The following is a 16,976-nucleotide window of genomic DNA, read 5'->3' as shown; positions in this document are numbered from 1 at the left end:
AAACTTACAAACATATTTAGAGGATTACTAGATTAAGCTAAGGATTAAAGTTCTAAAGCTTATTTAGATATTCTCTTTATATTGTTTGTAAGTTTTATTTTGATATAGTACATTTTGTTAATAACGGCCTTTTTTACGAATAGCTTTTGATTTTTTTATAGTAACATTAGCATCACCAGGTTGCTTTTTTATGAATTTTAAGTAACGCTTAATTTTTTCATCATCTTTAAGTCTTGGAAGAGAATTAAGCCTAACAGCCAATTCATAGTTACTATATAAAGCATGTACTTGTTTATGACAAGGAACACAAAGCCAGGTTGTTTCATCAAATCTTCCACCTTTTTCACGAGGAATGAGATGATGTTCTGTGATTTTAGGAACTTTTCTTTCACAAAGAGCACATATATGAGTTTCTTTATTCATATTCATCACACCTTAAATAATTAAAATACTTATAAATATTATAATATATGTATTTAAAATTAAAAAAGCCGTTACTTTAATAGTTTGAAAATTTAAGAAGATTTATGCTAAATTTTTAAATTAATCTATTTTATTTTAAATATTATTTTTATTTTAAATGTTTATGTTTTTTTAGAGTATAAAATATTTTAGATATTATTGAAAGTATCATTACTAGAGATAAAATGAAAATTGCTAAAAATAAAAAATAAGATTCAGGCAAAACATTTATTATTGGATCTTTTTTAGGATCAAATATCCAGTAATCATTATTGAAAAATATTTTATGGAATAGGGTAAAGACTTTTGAAAAGTTTAAGTAAAAACTTAAGATTAAACTAAGAAACATAAATAAAACTTCATAGAAGAAAATATTAAAAGCTTTAAATGATATTTTTAGTTTGAATTTTTTTGATATTATAAATAAAATTATTCCTAAAATTAAGCAAGCTAATCCTATTAAATATATTGAAGAAAAAATTTCTTTAACTTCTAGAAAGTGAAATTCTCCTATAGCACTTATTTTAAAGTTTTTAAATTTAAGAACTTCTTCTTGGGGAGAATTTAAATAATGAATTATATTATTATAGTCATTTAAAATTTCTTCACTGATAAGGTTGTTATACTTAGGGATTATATTAAGTTTAATAAATAGGGAATAGAGCACAGGAGAAATATTTAATGTTAAAATAACAGAAAATACTACTGAACTTATTAGAAGGTAAAATGAAAATAATATATCTTTTAAAATCTTAATCATTATGTCTCCTTAAAATAATTATTTTTATTTATTCTAGACTTTTTTATTAAATATTAAACAAAAATACATATTTTAAGAAAAATTTTAGTATTAATTTATAGTATGTAATGTATTAAGAGATAATAATATGGAAATAAGTAATAAATAGATGTATATATATGAAAAAAGTAAATTGAAGAAATTTCAAAAGAATAGCAGAAAACTTAAGATAAATTACCTTAAACATGGAAAATAATAATAATATATTCTAAATAAATAAATTTAGTTATTGAATTTACAACTGGTAAATTATATGATAATAGTAAGAATTAGCACTCTATATTAATGAGTGCTAAACAAAAATTAATTAGCATTTTTAAGGAGGGTTTTTTAATGAGTATTAAACCACTTGGAGACAGGGTTGTTATTAAAAGATTAGAAGCAGAAGAAACTACTAAAAGCGGTATAATAGTTACTGGAACTGCTAAGGAAAGACCACAAGAAGCAGAGGTTGTTGCAGTTGGACCAGGAGCGATAGTTGATGGAAAAAGAACAGAGATGGAAGTTAAAATAGGAGATAAAGTATTATATTCTAAATATGCAGGAACAGAAGTTAAGTTCGAGGGGGAAGAATATACTATTTTAAGACAAGACGATATACTAGCAATAGTTGAATAGTTTTAAAATATAAGTGATTTAGATATTCATAATATATTTGGGAGGTAAATTAATATGGCTAAAACATTATTATTCGGTGAAGAAGCAAGAAGATCTATGCAAGCGGGTGTAGATAAATTAGCTAACACTGTTAAGGTTACATTAGGACCAAAAGGAAGAAATGTTATTTTAGATAAAAAATTTGGATCACCATTAATAACAAATGATGGGGTTACAATAGCAAGAGAAATTGAACTTGAAGATGCTTATGAAAATATGGGAGCTCAACTTGTAAAAGAAGTAGCTACAAAGACTAATGATGTGGCAGGAGATGGAACTACTACAGCTACCTTATTAGCTCAAGCAATTATAAGAGAAGGATTAAAAAATGTAACAGCAGGGGCAAATCCTATATTAATAAGAAATGGAATTAAAACTGCAGTTGAAAAAGCTGTAGAGGAAATACAAAAAATTTCTAAGCCTGTAAATGGAAAAGAAGACATAGCTAGAGTTGCTGCAATTTCAGCAGCTGATGAAAAAATTGGTAAGTTAATTGCAGATGCTATGGAAAAGGTAGGAAATGAAGGAGTTATAACTGTAGAAGAATCTAAATCAATGGGAACTGAGTTAGATGTTGTTGAAGGTATGCAATTTGATAGGGGATATGTATCAGCTTATATGGTTACTGATACTGAAAAAATGGAAGCTGTTTTAGATAATCCATTAGTATTAATAACAGATAAGAAAATAAGCAATATACAAGATTTATTACCATTACTTGAGCAAATAGTTCAAGCAGGTAAAAAACTTTTAATAATAGCTGATGATATAGAAGGCGAAGCTATGACAACATTAGTTGTTAATAAATTAAGAGGAACATTTACTTGTGTTGGAGTTAAAGCACCTGGATTTGGTGATAGAAGAAAAGAAATGTTACAAGATATAGCTACTTTAACAGGAGGCGTTGTTATATCTGATGAAGTAGGCGGAGACTTAAAAGAAGCTACATTAGATATGCTTGGAGAAGCTGAAAGTGTTAAGGTAACTAAAGAAAGTACTACAATAGTTAATGGAAGAGGAAACTCAGAAGAGATTAAAAATAGAATTAACCAAATAAAATTACAATTAGAAGCTACTACTTCTGAATTTGACAAAGAAAAATTACAAGAAAGATTAGCTAAATTAGCAGGTGGGGTTGCAGTGGTTAAGGTTGGAGCTGCCACTGAAACAGAGCTTAAGGAAAGTAAGTTAAGAATAGAGGATGCTTTAGCAGCTACAAAGGCAGCTGTTGAAGAAGGAATAGTTCCAGGTGGTGGAACAGCTTACGTAAATGTAATAAATGAAGTGGCAAAATTAACTTCTGATATTCAAGATGAACAAGTTGGTATAAATATAATTGTAAGATCTTTAGAAGAACCTATGAGACAAATAGCTCATAACGCAGGATTAGAAGGTTCAGTTATAATAGAAAAAGTTAAAAATAGTGATGCAGGTGTAGGATTTGATGCTTTAAGAGGAGAATATAAAGATATGATTAAAGCAGGAATAGTTGATCCAACTAAGGTTACAAGATCAGCTCTTCAAAATGCAGCATCAGTAGCATCAACATTCTTAACAACAGAGGCTGCTGTAGCAGATATTCCAGAAAAAGAAATGCCTCAAGGTGCAGGTATGGGAATGGACGGAATGTATTAATAAAAGAATAAAAAGGATGACTTAACTGTCATCCTTTTTTTATTTAATTCTTATTGAAAATAATTACATAATATGATTAAAATGGTTTAAATGTCGAAAAAGTGATTGAAAAATTTATGAAAACAGGTTATTTAGAAATTAATTGTAATTAAAAGTATTAATTTTAAGTTTTTAATTGGTATAAAAAATATATATTAAAAAAAATAAGAAATATTGTATTATTTTGTAGACAACTGGGAAAAATTGTGTTATTATAAATACATAAGTTACAAATGATTTTTGAAAAACAAAAGAATTATAAATACTAAAGATAAAATAATGACTAACAAATGAATTCATAGAACGAAAGATATTAAAGTTACATATGAGTTAAGTTTAAAAATAGTTTTTGCTATTAAAACAAAAGACATTAGAGAGATACGAAAGAATTTATAGAGTACTTAAATAAGTTAGAATAAACAAAAGATTTAAAAAAACTAAAGATTTAAAATAACTTAAGACTTGAAATAACATAAGAGATTAAATATACAAATGATATATTAAAAGAGATTCTTTAAAAGAATCTCTTTTTTTGTGCATATAAATGGTAAAAATGTCCATAATCCTAATATAAATCTAAAGTTAAATATTTTTTAACTTTAAAAAATATAAAAGGAGGACCATAAATGTTATTACTGAAAGCAAGTGCAATATGTGGAAAAGGAAATGAAGGGAAAAGAAATAAGAAAGGGGGATTCACATTAATAGAATTAACTGTTGTTTTAGCTATTATGGCTATAATTTTAATGGTTATAGCTCCAAATTTTTCATCTGTTAAGGATAGCGCTAAGGCAAAAGTAGATAAGCAAAATTGTGCTGCTATTGAAAGATCTGTGGAAATGTTATTGGCAGAAGATGCTATTTCAAGTAGTATTACAAATATAAAAATAACTTCAAGTAATGGAAATGTACAAATTTCAGGAATAAGTGATGATACGGGTAAAAGTAAGTTACAAGATTTACTTGAAGATTTAGATAAGCCTCAAAGTGGAGAATCTTATAATGTAGATATAGAAAATGGAAGAAAGGTTACGGTGTCTATAGTATAAATATATTTTAATTAAAGTAATTTCATAGGGGCTGTATAAAATATAATAATAAAACTTATTTTACTACATGCCCTTATTTTTTAGGATTTAAAAAGATGATATTTAATTATTTATTAAATAATATTTAACAAAACATTAAATAAATGAAAAAATTAAATTATTCGTATAATGAGTAAAAAAAGCTTAATCAAAAATGTTTACAAAAAATTTCAAGATGTTTATAATAATTATGAAATATTAATAAATAATTCATTTTTGAATGATTTTGGAGGAAATGTGTCTATAATATTTTTTTTATTTGGATTAATAATTGGAAGTTTTTTAAATGTGTGTATTTTTAGAATTCCTGCAGGGGAATCTATAGCATTTCCGCCTTCACATTGTGGTACATGCAAAAAACAATTAAAGCCTATAGATTTAGTACCTGTTTTTAGTTATTTGTTTTTAGGTGGAAAGTGTAGATATTGTAAGAGTAAAATATCTATAAGATATCCACTAATAGAATTGCTTACAGGTTTTTTATATTTTTGTGTATATAAATATTATGGTATATCTTTTTTGACAGTTAAGTACATAGTCTTAATTACATTTCTCATAGTAATTTCATTTATAGATTACGATACCCAAGATGTTTATGCGGTTACTACTTACCCAGCTGTAATACTTGGGATTATTTTTGCCCTAATAGAAAAGTTTTATTTTGGAGAAAACTTATTAAATTATTTTATGGGATTAGTAATATCAGCTTTAGTAATATTTTTAATTAGTAAATTAACTGGAGCTATGGGGAGTGGAGATATAGAGATACATGCCATAGCAGGAATTTTTTTAGGGTGGAAATTAGCAATAATAAATATATTTTTATCATTTATTATTGGGGGAATAATAGCAGTATTAGCTATTTTGTTTAAACAAAAGAAAAAAGGTGATTATATAGCCTTTGGACCAGCTATAGGAATATCTACTATTATTTTAATATTTTTTGGAAACATAATAATACCAATATATTTTGGGGTGTAAAAAATTTAATATACTAGTTTAGATTAAGTTTTATAGTTAAATTTTTAACTTGAAAAGGAGGCATTTTCTTTGATTAGTTATCAGAAAAAGCGTTTAGGAGATATACTAATTGAATCAGGAAAGCTTACAGAGGATAAGCTTAAAGAAGCATTGATTATTCAGAAGCAGGTTGGAAAGAGGCTTGGAGAAATTTTAGTTGAACAAAACTTTGTTACTGAAGAGGATATAATAGAAGTTTTAGAAAAACAATTAAATATTGAAAGAGTAAATCTTGAAATTATAAGAATAGATAGAAGAGCTATAAAGATGATTTCAGAAAATGTTTGTAGAAAGCATTTAATAGTTCCATATGAAATAGATGATAATACCATAAAAGTTGCAATGGCAGATCCCTTAGATATAGTTGCAATAGATGATGTTGAGATTTCTACAGGTTTAAATGTGCGTCCTTATATAGCAGTAAAACAATCTATTCAAAGAGCTATAGATATATATTATTCAAACCAAAAGGTTTTATCAGCAGCGGAAGAATTAACTAAGGAAGTTGATGAAGGAAATAATCTTATTTTAGATAATATTGAAGAAGTTGATAACTTAGATAATGCTCCAATTATAAAAATGATTGAATATGTAATGAAAAATGCAGTAGAGGAAAGAGCTAGTGATATACATATTGAAAGCTATGAAAATATATTAAGAATTAGATATAGAATAGATGGTAAATTACATACAATATCTACTTTGCCAGTAGATACCCTAGCTCCCTTAGTTACTCGTATTAAAATTTTAGCAAACTTAGACATATCAGAGAAAAGACTTCCTCAAGATGGAAGAATTCTTACTAGATTTGGAGATAAACAAATTGATTTAAGAGTATCTATTCTTCCAATGATAACAGGAGAAAAGATAGTTATAAGAATAATAAATAAAGAAAATTTCATAATTTCTAAGGAAGGGCTTGGAATAAAGGACTATGAACTTAATTTATTAGAAAAAATAACAAAGCATTCTAATGGAATAATTCTTGTTACAGGTCCTACAGGAAGTGGTAAAACAACAACGCTCTATACTATTTTAAATGAGCTAAATACAGATAGTAAAAATATTATTACTATAGAAGATCCTGTTGAAGTATCAATTGAAGGAATTAACCAAGTTAATGTTAATAATAAAGTGGGGTTAACTTTTGCAACGGGATTAAGATCTATATTAAGACAGGATCCAGATATAATAATGATTGGAGAAATAAGAGATTCTGAAACGGCTCAAATAGCAATAAGATCAGCTATTACAGGTCATTTAGTTTTATCAACTTTACATACTAATAATGCTCCATCTAGTATTTTAAGACTTGAGGATATGGGGGTTCAAAGATATTTAATTGCCAATGCTATTAAAGGAGTTATAGCTCAAAGACTTGTTAGAAAAATTTGTCCAAAGTGTAAATTACAATATGATGCTACACCATATGAAAAAGAAATATTAAATATAGATAAAAATGAAGAACTTATACTTCATAAAGGTAAAGGTTGTGCTTATTGTAATAATACTGGTTATGTAGGTAGAATGGGTATTTATGAAATTATGGAAGTGACTAAAGAACATAGAGAGGCTATTTTAGAAAATAAAAGTGCGGATATTCTTAAGGAGATTTCAATTAAAAATGGCATGAGAACTCTTGGACAAGCATGTAGAAGTTTAGTCTTAGAGGGAAATACCACAGTTGAAGAAATGTTAAATATAACTTATGATATGTAATTTGCTAAAAGAAAAGGAGATGAATTATGGCAATTTTTAAATATAAAGCTATTAATTCAGAAGGACAAAGAATAGAAGGTTCTCAAAGTGCTGATTCTGAAAGTCAAATCAGGGAAATGCTTTTATCAAATCAATATTATCCTCTAAGTATAGAAAAGGAAAATAGTAAAAGTAAAAAGAGTTTTTCTTTTAATAGTAAAGTGAAGCTTAAGGATATAGCAGTATTTTGTAGACAGTTTTATGTTATGTTAGATTCTGGATTGTCTATTGGTAAGGCTTTAAATATATTAATAGAACAATGTGAGAAACCAAAGCTTAGGGAAGCCTTAATTGGAGTAAACGGAGAGTTGAAAAGAGGAGAAACCCTAGCAAGTTCCATGAGAAAAAGAAAAGATGTTTTTCCTAACTTACTTACTAGTATGATTGATGCTGGAGAGAGAAGTGGTAACTTAGATATAATCTTAAAAAGAATGGCTGAGTACTACGAAAAAGAGACAAAGATTAGAGGAAAGATTAAAAGTGCTATGATTTATCCTATAGTTCTTGGAGTGGTAGCTATTATTGCTATTACTTTTATTCTTACCTTTGTAATGCCAACATTTGTGCAGATGTTTGAAGAAAACAATGTAGACCTTCCAATGGCGACTAAGATGGTTCTTGGGACAAGCAAAATGTTAGGTAAGTATGGAATTATAATTTTTTTAATTTTAGTAACAGCAATTATATTACTTGTCAAATATTTAAAGAGTGAAGAGGGTCAATATAAATTAAGTTCAATAAACTTAAAAATTCCAGTAATAAAGAAATTAACTCAAAAAATAATAGTTTCTAGATTTACAAGAACTATGGGAATAGTATCATCAAGTGGAATGTCTTTAGTAACCTCTATAGAAATAGTTGCCTCTGTAGTTGGAAATAAAATTGCAGAAAAGGAATTATTAAAAGTAAAAGAAAAGGTCTTAAAAGGGGAAGGGTTAGGAGATTCAATAATGAATATAAAAATCTTCCCGCCAATGCTTGCTTCCATGGTTAAGATTGGAGAGGAAGCTGGTTCATTAGATAGCATATTAGATAAAACAGCAGACTTTTATGATGATGAACTAGAAAGAGAAATAAAAACAGCAACAGCCTTAATAGAGCCATCAATGATAGTTCTTATGGGAATAATTATAGGATTTCTACTAATTTCAATATTAACACCTATGTTTAAAATGTATAACAGTATAAGTTAGCTTAAATTTTAGGAGATGAAAAAAGTGAGTATTAGAAGTAAGAGAAGGAAAAAAGGCTTTACTTTAATAGAACTTATTATAGTTGTAGCAATTATAGGAATATTAGCAGCCATAGCTATACCAAACTTTTTAGCTATTCAAAGAAAAGCTAGAATTCAAGCTGATATTGCAACAGGAAAAACAATATATGATGCTACTATAGCGTTGATTGCTGAAGGAAAAGAAGGGTTTAATATGCCTGAGAAAACAACTATAAAAGATAAGGATGGAAAGTTGATTACTTATTATGGATATGGTATTGACTTATCTAGTTCGAGTGATGAAAGAGCAAAAGAATTAAGAAAGTATATATTAAATAGCACTAATTTAAAACCTAAGGCATTTAAAGGTTGTCATTTTTATGTAAGTGTTACATTTGATTTTTCAGATAATAATTCAAATAATGGCTACGATTTAACCAAGCCAATAGTTAAAGTAGATATTGTAAATTCGGATAATAAATCTAAGGGAGAGGCTTATCCAAATAATGAGCTTTTGAAGTGAATTAAAAGTTAGTAGACTTTTAATATAGATTACATATCATTTTAAGGAGGAAAACCAATGAATACAAAAAAACAAACTAAAAAGAAAAAAGGTTTTACGCTAATAGAGCTTATTATAGTAATAGCAATCATAGCAATATTAGCAGCAATAGCAATACCAAATTTCTTATCAATACAAAGAAAAGCAAGAGTTAAGGCTGATATAGCAAGTGCAAAAACAATATATGATGCAACATCAGCTTTAATTGCAGAAGGGAAGATAGTACCAGGATCAACTGATTTTGGAGATCTAAATAATGTTACTTCAATAACTGAGACAGGCAATAAAGATATTGTGGATTTACAAGGATATTTACAAACAATACCTACTCCTAAGTCAGTAGATAACTCAACATTTGCAATTTCAATAACTAATACGGAAGCTAAACCTGAAATTGAAGTTTATATAAAACCAACAACAGGAAGCGAAATTAAAGTTTATCCTGAAACTGGTAAAGATAGTGAATATGATTTGAATAAGTAAGGAGTATAGGAAATGAAGTCAAAAAAACAAACTAAAAAGAAAAAAGGCTTTACTTTGATAGAATTAATTATAGTAATAGCGATAATAGCAATATTAGCAGCAATAGCAATACCAAACTTCTTATCAATACAAAGAAAAGCAAAAGTTAAGGCAGATATAGCAAGTGCTAAAACAATATATGATGCAGCATCAGCTTTAGTTGCAGAAGGAAAAATAACATCAAATACATCATATATAATAGATAGTGAAGCTGATAATGACGTAGAAAAATATTTACAAACAGTTCCAGTTCCGCAGTCAAAAAATAATGATGTTTTTGCAATTGTAGTAGATCCAAATGGTAAGGATGCGGTTATAGGTGAGAAAGGTAAAGTAGAGCAGCCATCTCAACCAGCTAAAATAGAAGTATATTTAGTACCTAAGGGAACAACAAAGGAAAATATAAATTCAGAAAGTAATAAAATTTTGGTTTATCCAGCTACTAGTGCAGATTCGGCTTATAAATTAAATTAACTATATAATTATTAAAAGTGTAAGGAAATAGTTCCTTACACTTTTCAACTATAAAGGTAAAGGAGGGAAAGTTTTGGCAATAGAAAATAAAGAGAAGAAGAGTATATTGCATATGGATGTTTCTGATATACTTAAGTCTCTTAAGAAGAAAAATTCTGAGAAAAAGAATGATAAAAAAGGTAGTAAGAAAAAAGCTAAGGCTGTTATATGTAAAAAAGCTATTTCTATTGATGTTGGAAGTGAGAATACCAAGGTTGTTGTTGGGAGATATCATAAAAATAAGGTTAGTATAGACAAGGCTTTTTCTTTTAAGACTCCGAAAGGCAGTATAGATGATGGTCATATTAATGATATAGATAATTTAGCTATGGCTATTAATGACGCTTTGGATTCTAATAATGTTAAGAATGATAATGTAATTTTCACTACAAACAGCACTTCTATTATAAATAGAACAATTATTATTCCAAAGGTTAATGAGGATGAAATAGAATCAGTTATTAAGTACGAAGTTCAGCAATATCTTCCTATAAACTTAGAGGATCATATGATTCAATATAATGTTTTAGGAGAAAAGGTTATTGAGGGAAATGAAAAGCTAGAGGTTTTAATTGTTGTTTATCCAAATAAGATGGTTTATTCCTATGCAGAGCTTGTTAATAAAATGGGTGGAAAACCCTATGCTTTAGATTTAAATTATAATTCTAAAAGAAAAGCTTATTGCGTAATGAATCCTGAAATAAAGGAGTCTATTTTAAGTATTGATATGGGAGCAGAAAATATAGCATTAACAATAATGAAAGACAATGAGTTAATACTTATAAAAACTACAAAATCTTGTGGGAATTATTTAAATAGCAAAATATCAAAGGTCTTAGAAATTTCATTAGAAAATGCAGAAATGCAAAAGAGAGAAAATTGTAATTTGATGAATAGAGAAGAAGGGCCTTTAGAGCATGTTGTTAGAGAGGTTGTAGATTCTTGGTTTGATGAAGCTAGTAGAATAATTAAATATTATAAAAGTAAAAATACTCAAAATAATATAGACAAGATATATATTTGTGGAGGAAGTTCAAACATAAAGGGACTAGAAAGATATGTATCTACTAAACTAAACATGAAAGTAAAGATAGTTCAGGGAAATAGTAATATAGAATTTAAAAAAGGCGTTGAAGAAGTGAATATTTCAGAATACATAAACGCTATTGGAGCCTTAATAAGACTTTAGGTTGGTGATAAATAATGAGAGATTTTAACTTTTTCTCCCATATAACTGAGGAAAGAAAAAGTGATTCAAAAAGAAAATACATAGGATTTGGATTAATTGGAGCTTTAGTCTTTATATTTGTAGTTAATTTTTCCATAAATATTATACACGGGCATGTTTTAGATAAAAACATAAGTTATTATGAAGGGGAAATAGATAACCCAGATATGAAAGAAAAGTTAGGTGTAGCAACGAAGGTTGAAAAGGAGCATGATGCTTTAGAAAAGTATTACAATGATGTGAAGGTGGCTACAGAACAAGTTTATGATAATAATTATGTAACTACTCAAAGAATTAAGATAATAAATAGTACTGTTCCTAAGGATTTAGTATTTACTCAAATAAGTATAGATAATAAAACTTTAACAATACAAGCATTATCAAAAACAAGAAGTGCTATAAGTGATCTTCAATATAACTTAAATAATTTAGGTTTTATAGAAAATACATATATAAGTGGAATTGGAGAAAGAAATGCACAGGGAGACTATTCGTTCTCCATAAGTTGTACTTTAAAGGAGGTAGGAAATAATGAAAATTAATAAAAGAGAAAAAACTTTATTATTTGTCCTAGCTCTAGGGGTTGTTGGTTTTGGATATTATAAAGTTGTTTGGGATTATCAATATAATAAATTGAAAGATTTAAAATCAAAGGAACTAAAAGTAAAAGAAGAATATAATCATGATGTAAAAATGGTTAATTCTACAGAACCTAATAAAGAAGAAATAAATATTTTTAACTCAGAAATTCAAAACTTAACATCAGGATTTTATTCAAACATATCACAGCCCAATATAATATTAGAATTAAATAATCTTATGAATGATGCAAATGTTAAAGGAACTATGAGTTTTTCTGAAATAAAAACTATGCCAGTTATGGACAAGCAAGATGGAGATTCCTCTAGTAAAAGTGAGGATGATGAAAATCCAAATCAAATACAGGGAATAGTTAATGATTATAATAATATAACTGATAAGAAGAAAAATGAAGGTGGCAAGGATAAAAAGTCAGAAGAAATATATAACTTAAGCCAAATGACAGTTTCATTAAGTGTAAATGGTACTTATGATAATGTTATGAAATTTATGAAGTCTATTGAAGAGAATCCAAAGCACATAAATATACTTAATTTTAATTTAAGTGCACAAACTGATGGAAATGTATCAGCAAATATGAATATACAACTTGTTGCAATTCCAAAGATAGATGCTTCAAAAGAAGAGTTTATAACAGCTGATGAGAAGTATGGTAAGGAAAATCCATTTTCAGGAGCAAGTGCAGTTGGAACAGGAACAATAGAAAATGAATTAGAAAATTCAAAGGTTAAGAATGATTTCTTAATGACTGTTAGACCTATAAATTCAGATTTACCAACAATAGTTTTAGGTAAATCAGATGATAAGGATAAAAAAACATATTTAAATAATGATGAAAACTCAGTAAGTAATATTGAGATGTACATTTCAGGTGACAATGGAAAGTACTATTACAAATACAAGGTTGAAGGAAAAAGTTACCCAACAAAATTTGAGGGTAATGGAGAAGAATTTAAACCAAATGGAAATGATATAAACTTTGAAATATTCTCAGAGAAAAGAGTAAACAAAGATGATAAATCTGGAGCTAACATAAAAATTGTAAATAGTTCAGATAAAGAAGTTACTTTGATAATAAATAAGGATGACGAAAAAAGTCCAAGAATTAATGTAACTACAGATGGTAAGGTTAAAATCATTAAAAACTAATAGAAAAGGTGTGTGAAGCTATGGGGATCAAAAAAAGAAAAAGTAAAAAAGGGTTTACAGTAATAGAAGCTATAATTAGTTTGGTTTTGTTTACTTTAATAATGATACCCCTAGGTAGCTTTACTTTAACTGCAGTTAAAACATCAGTAAAAAGTGGTGAAAAGCAGCAAGCTATAGATATTGCTCAAAGTACCATAGAACAAATAAAAGCATTAAAAATTGATAAATTATATAATTTATCCACATATCCCGATAAAAATAAAATAGTATTGAATAATGGAATGATTATAACTTTAAATAAAGAAAATAATAGTCAAGACAACTTTGATTCTTATAAAGTTAGTGGTATTTTTAAACCTAATAATACAAATAAGAGTTTTGAGATTGAGGGTACTATAACTCCAAATTTAAATGATTATAATCATAATAAAAGCGAAGAAAATAAAGAGAGTGAAAAATTAGACTTTAATTATTGTGTTTATATTGGGAATACTAGTATAAATGTTTATAAAATAGTAAATAGGGTATGGTACAGATTAAAATATAAAAGAATTGACAATGAAAATAATGATTTACTTGAATTGAGTATAGATAAGAATATTGAAGGTGAAGTCGATATTAGATTAACACATGAAACTGATATAGATGTATCACCAAATACTGATAATGTAAAAACTAAAAAGGATTTGAATGAATCAGATCTATTAGATAAAGATAAAGAGTCTAAAGTTAAAGTTCTTTTTTATGAAGATGAAAAAAATAAAGCTATAAAGTTGAAAGCTTGTAATAGTGATATAAATGGTGATTTAAGTGTATATGCTTATAAATACAAGGGGAGTGGTGTAAGGTATTATGATAATATTAAAAATACTAATCCTCAAGGAATAGTTAAAATTTATAAAAACTATGTTGAGAAATCACCTTATGACAATAAAGTTGGTTTATATGATATAGATTTAAATGTTAATTATGGAAATCAAGAGATATATAGTATAAAGGCTACAGAATTTATAGGAGAGTGATAATATGTTATACATGAAGAAGAAAAAAGGAGCTTCTCTTGCATATGTAATAGTAGTCTTGGCAATAATTGCAACAATAGGTACAGCTATAGTTTCACTTTCTTTAGCAAATTATAAAGCTATAATAGTTGATTCTAAAAAAACTCAAAATTTATATATGTCAGAATCAGGGTTAGATGAGGCTAAAGTCAAAATTAATAATTTGACTTCAAAGGCTGTAGAAGCGGGAAATGATGCTGTAACTAAAAGTAGTATTGAAAATTTAACTTCTGAAAATATAGAGAGTACTCAAAATGAGATTTTTAAAAAAGAATATAAAAAATACATACATAATAATTTAAAAAGTTTATTTAAAATTAAAGAAGGACATGTCTTGTTTAATACAAAAGGATTTAAATATGAAAAAGAAGATAATTATTATGATATAGAGTTAGTTTTTATAAATAATAATAAATTAGATTTAGATAATGGAATAAACCAGTTAAGTGATTTAGATAAGAATTTTATTTTTGTACTACCGAAAAATAAAAAAAGTGATAAGGAGATTCTAAGCCTAAGATTAAATTCAAAATTTAATGTTAAAGATGGAAATGAAATTAAAAACTATAAGGATGTATCATTAACTTTTGAGATAGAAGTGCCAGATTATAATGGAGCATATTATACAGAAAAGATACCAGTATATAATATATGGCAACAAGGTTTAGTGGTAGGTGAAAATCTTAATATTAATCAAAATAGCAATTTAAATATAAATGGAAGTGTTTATGTTTCAGCAAATTATAATTTTGAAGATAATAAGTCATATAAAAATGAAAGTCAAAACAAAAATGCAAGTGGAATAATTATTTCTGGTGGTGATTTAAGTATAGATAATGGAACTTTAGTTAGTAAGCAAGACATAATTCTTAATGGAGAGAATGGAGAACTTAAAGTTTTATCTTCATTAGGTGGAAATAATGGGGGAGTGTATACACATAATCTTGGTATATATTCTTTTGAAAATCTCAATTCTAATAAAGTTTTTGGTAATAGTAAAAATTTAAAGGGAAATAAAATTGAAACTAAAGTTCCAGTTTATACTATGAATGATTTAATAATGAATGGATTAAACTCAACAATAAAACTTCAAGATGGTTTTTATGGAATAAACAGTAACTCTGGTGATAAAACTTTAACCGGAGAAAAACAAAATTCAAGTGCTATAATAATAAATTCAAAAGATTTAGGCAATGGATCAAGTTTAGATATTAAGAATAAATCTGTAATAATGGGAAGTGCATATATAAATACTTTAGGTGAAAGTTACCAAACAGGGGAGTCTTTAGCTGTAAAAGGAAATTACATAGCTTATACATATGCGGTTAAAGATAAAAATGTTGAGTTTAAATATTATAATCCGCTACAGTTAGTTGAGAGTATAAATGGAGATAGCAGTTTAGACGCTAAAGCTAGATACTTTAAGGAAGCTAGTAAGAGTTTTAATATAAAAAGTAGTGGAATAAAATTACCTAATGCTGATAATGTAATAAGTGTTGGGGTAACTGTAGATGGTAATAATGATATAAAAGGAAACAACTTGGTTTTAGATGATATTAAAAAAATAAGAGAAAAATATGTAGATAATTATTTTAAAAAAGTAAATTCCATAAATACAGAAACAACAATTTCTAGAGAAAAGAAATATACAAATAAAATTACAAAGGATAATGATTTAATATATATTGATATAAATAATGGAGCTAATGTTCTAAAAAATATAGAGAATAGTCCATTGAAAATAAAAGATAAATTAATAACAATAAATAAAAGTTGTAATGGAATTATTATAACAGATAAAGATATAAAAATAGATAGTAGTATAGATTTTAAGGGAACTATAATAACTACTGGGAATTTAGATGTTTTAAATAAGGATACGGCTAAAAAACAAAATATAAGTATAACTTATGATGAAGAATATTTAAAACAATTAATAGGAAGTAATTATGAATATTTTAAAGGCATATTTACTGGAAATCCAGATTCTACATATTTATTAGTAAAATCAGAAAAAGATATAAATGATATAACTTTAGATTTAGTTAAAACAAGTAATTGGGAAGTAAACTAACTATTAAGAGAAAGATGGTGATTAAATGAAAAATTTAAAATTAAGAAAAAGAGGTCTTTCTCTTATAGAATTAGTTGTAGCACTATCATTAATAGCAATCATATTAATGATAGTCAGCCCATTCTTTATTTCAAATTATGTAACTTTAGATAAGACAAGCAATCAAATAGATTTTCAAAGGGAAGCAAAGTCTATAATGAATTATTTTACTGAATCATCTATGGAAGCTTCAAAAATTTCAAGTATTAAAATTGATAATAGTAAAGATAGTATTGATCTAACTAGAAATAGTACAACCGTTGGTCTAGGAAAAGGAGATAATATATCAATAACATTTGATAATGATGAATTAGATAATAATATAAAAACTACTTTTAGGTTAGAAAATGAAGTTTTATATTATAAAAAAGATAATAAAGAAGAGTTTCAGATAGGACAATTTGTAAAAGATATAGAATTTAATGCCTTACCTAGTGGAAAAAATTTCAATACAGCTAACTCAATAGAGGTAAAAATAGAATTTGATACTAAGAATGCTACTCCATATGAGGTTAGTAATATATTAACTTTTAGAAATAAAAAATAAAAGATGGGTT

Annotated in this window: 16 protein-coding genes and 1 pseudogene; 15 read left to right on the top strand and 2 right to left on the bottom strand. The window is 26.7% G+C overall.

The window, feature by feature from the left end:
• Positions 1 to 117: 117 nt before the first annotated feature.
• The gene (locus CPF_RS12580) at positions 118 to 423 is read right to left on the bottom strand and encodes an HNH endonuclease (protein ID WP_003454503.1); all 306 of its coding nucleotides are present in this window, start codon (positions 421 to 423) and stop codon (positions 118 to 120) included.
• 148 nt (positions 424 to 571) lie between these two features.
• Positions 572 to 1,222: a TIGR01906 family membrane protein gene (locus CPF_RS12575; RefSeq protein ID WP_011591102.1), complete on the bottom strand. Its 651-nt coding sequence runs from the start codon at positions 1,220 to 1,222 to the stop codon at positions 572 to 574.
• A gap of 372 nt (positions 1,223 to 1,594) precedes the next feature.
• Between CPF_RS12575 and groES the strand changes: the two genes are divergently transcribed.
• The 15 genes and pseudogenes from groES to CPF_RS12500 all read left to right on the top strand — a co-directional run bounded on the left by groES (position 1,595) and on the right by CPF_RS12500 (position 16,966).
• Positions 1,595 to 1,879, top strand: a complete 285-nt coding sequence (gene groES / locus CPF_RS12570; RefSeq protein WP_003454296.1) for a co-chaperone GroES — start codon at positions 1,595 to 1,597, stop codon at positions 1,877 to 1,879.
• Between the two features lie 54 nt (positions 1,880 to 1,933).
• Entirely contained in the window at positions 1,934 to 3,553 is a 1,620-nt protein-coding gene (groL, locus tag CPF_RS12565; protein ID WP_003454479.1) for a chaperonin GroEL, read from the top strand.
• 665 nt (positions 3,554 to 4,218) lie between these two features.
• A complete protein-coding gene (locus CPF_RS12560) occupies positions 4,219 to 4,641 on the top strand; it encodes a type II secretion system protein (protein WP_003460119.1) in 423 nt (140 codons plus the stop codon).
• A gap of 276 nt (positions 4,642 to 4,917) precedes the next feature.
• Positions 4,918 to 5,661 carry a prepilin peptidase gene (locus CPF_RS12555; protein ID WP_003454467.1) on the top strand — a complete coding sequence of 248 codons (744 nt, stop codon included), beginning with the start codon at positions 4,918 to 4,920 and terminating at the stop codon, positions 5,659 to 5,661.
• Positions 5,662 to 5,730: 69 nt separating this feature from the next.
• A complete protein-coding gene (locus CPF_RS12550; protein WP_003462253.1) occupies positions 5,731 to 7,419 on the top strand; it encodes a GspE/PulE family protein in 1,689 nt (562 codons plus the stop codon).
• Positions 7,420 to 7,445: 26 nt separating this feature from the next.
• A complete protein-coding gene (locus tag CPF_RS12545) occupies positions 7,446 to 8,651 on the top strand; it encodes a type II secretion system F family protein (protein ID WP_003460117.1) in 1,206 nt (401 codons plus the stop codon).
• Positions 8,652 to 8,666: 15 nt separating this feature from the next.
• Positions 8,667 to 8,774: pseudogene (locus CPF_RS15265) on the top strand (prepilin-type N-terminal cleavage/methylation domain-containing protein); the annotation flags it as partial.
• Positions 8,775 to 9,251: 477 nt separating this feature from the next.
• The gene (locus CPF_RS12535; RefSeq protein WP_003460106.1) at positions 9,252 to 9,716 is read left to right on the top strand and encodes a prepilin-type N-terminal cleavage/methylation domain-containing protein; all 465 of its coding nucleotides are present in this window, start codon (positions 9,252 to 9,254) and stop codon (positions 9,714 to 9,716) included.
• A 12-nt stretch (positions 9,717 to 9,728) separates the two neighbouring features.
• Entirely contained in the window at positions 9,729 to 10,229 is a 501-nt protein-coding gene (locus tag CPF_RS12530) for a prepilin-type N-terminal cleavage/methylation domain-containing protein (protein ID WP_003460093.1), read from the top strand.
• Positions 10,230 to 10,302: 73 nt separating this feature from the next.
• Positions 10,303 to 11,457 carry a pilus assembly protein PilM gene (gene pilM / locus CPF_RS12525; RefSeq protein WP_041702727.1) on the top strand — a complete coding sequence of 385 codons (1,155 nt, stop codon included), beginning with the start codon at positions 10,303 to 10,305 and terminating at the stop codon, positions 11,455 to 11,457.
• A gap of 14 nt (positions 11,458 to 11,471) precedes the next feature.
• A complete protein-coding gene (locus tag CPF_RS12520; protein WP_003460111.1) occupies positions 11,472 to 12,038 on the top strand; it encodes a PilN domain-containing protein in 567 nt (188 codons plus the stop codon).
• A complete protein-coding gene (locus CPF_RS12515; RefSeq protein WP_011591099.1) occupies positions 12,028 to 13,245 on the top strand; it encodes a hypothetical protein in 1,218 nt (405 codons plus the stop codon). Before CPF_RS12520 ends, CPF_RS12515 begins: the two co-directional genes overlap by 11 nt.
• A gap of 20 nt (positions 13,246 to 13,265) precedes the next feature.
• Positions 13,266 to 14,267, top strand: coding sequence for a type IV pilus modification PilV family protein (locus CPF_RS12510; RefSeq protein ID WP_011591098.1), 1,002 nt, complete (start codon positions 13,266 to 13,268; stop codon positions 14,265 to 14,267).
• Positions 14,268 to 14,271: 4 nt separating this feature from the next.
• On the top strand, positions 14,272 to 16,380 hold the full coding sequence (locus CPF_RS12505) for a type II secretion system protein (RefSeq protein WP_011591097.1): 2,109 nt from the start codon (positions 14,272 to 14,274) through the stop codon (positions 16,378 to 16,380).
• 25 nt (positions 16,381 to 16,405) lie between these two features.
• A complete protein-coding gene (locus tag CPF_RS12500; protein ID WP_011591096.1) occupies positions 16,406 to 16,966 on the top strand; it encodes a PilW family protein in 561 nt (186 codons plus the stop codon).
• The last annotated feature ends 10 nt before the right edge of the window (positions 16,967 to 16,976 follow it).

This window comes from Clostridium perfringens ATCC 13124 (assembly GCF_000013285.1).
GTDB classification, from domain to species: domain Bacteria; phylum Bacillota; class Clostridia; order Clostridiales; family Clostridiaceae; genus Sarcina; species Sarcina perfringens.
The sequence above is the reverse complement of the archived record's forward strand: the minus strand, read 5'-3'. Positions and strand labels throughout refer to the sequence as shown.

Bases quoted from the DNA above. Each gene is read 5' to 3' on its own strand.
- CPF_RS12575 (WP_011591102.1), bottom strand. From the start codon at position 1,222: ATGATTAAGATTTTAAAAGATATATTATTTTCATTTTACCTTCTAATA.
- groL (WP_003454479.1), top strand. From the start codon at position 1,934: ATGGCTAAAACATTATTATTCGGTGAAGAAGCAAGAAGATCTATGCAA.
- CPF_RS12580 (WP_003454503.1), bottom strand. From the start codon at position 423: ATGAATAAAGAAACTCATATATGTGCTCTTTGTGAAAGAAAAGTTCCT.
- CPF_RS12510 (WP_011591098.1), top strand. From the start codon at position 13,266: ATGGGGATCAAAAAAAGAAAAAGTAAAAAAGGGTTTACAGTAATAGAA.
- groES (WP_003454296.1), top strand. From the start codon at position 1,595: ATGAGTATTAAACCACTTGGAGACAGGGTTGTTATTAAAAGATTAGAA.
- CPF_RS12520 (WP_003460111.1), top strand. From the start codon at position 11,472: ATGAGAGATTTTAACTTTTTCTCCCATATAACTGAGGAAAGAAAAAGT.
- CPF_RS12515 (WP_011591099.1), top strand. From the start codon at position 12,028: ATGAAAATTAATAAAAGAGAAAAAACTTTATTATTTGTCCTAGCTCTA.
- CPF_RS12560 (WP_003460119.1), top strand. From the start codon at position 4,219: ATGTTATTACTGAAAGCAAGTGCAATATGTGGAAAAGGAAATGAAGGG.
- CPF_RS12500 (WP_011591096.1), top strand. From the start codon at position 16,406: ATGAAAAATTTAAAATTAAGAAAAAGAGGTCTTTCTCTTATAGAATTA.
- CPF_RS12545 (WP_003460117.1), top strand. From the start codon at position 7,446: ATGGCAATTTTTAAATATAAAGCTATTAATTCAGAAGGACAAAGAATA.
- CPF_RS12505 (WP_011591097.1), top strand. From the start codon at position 14,272: ATGTTATACATGAAGAAGAAAAAAGGAGCTTCTCTTGCATATGTAATA.
- CPF_RS12535 (WP_003460106.1), top strand. From the start codon at position 9,252: ATGAATACAAAAAAACAAACTAAAAAGAAAAAAGGTTTTACGCTAATA.
- CPF_RS12530 (WP_003460093.1), top strand. From the start codon at position 9,729: ATGAAGTCAAAAAAACAAACTAAAAAGAAAAAAGGCTTTACTTTGATA.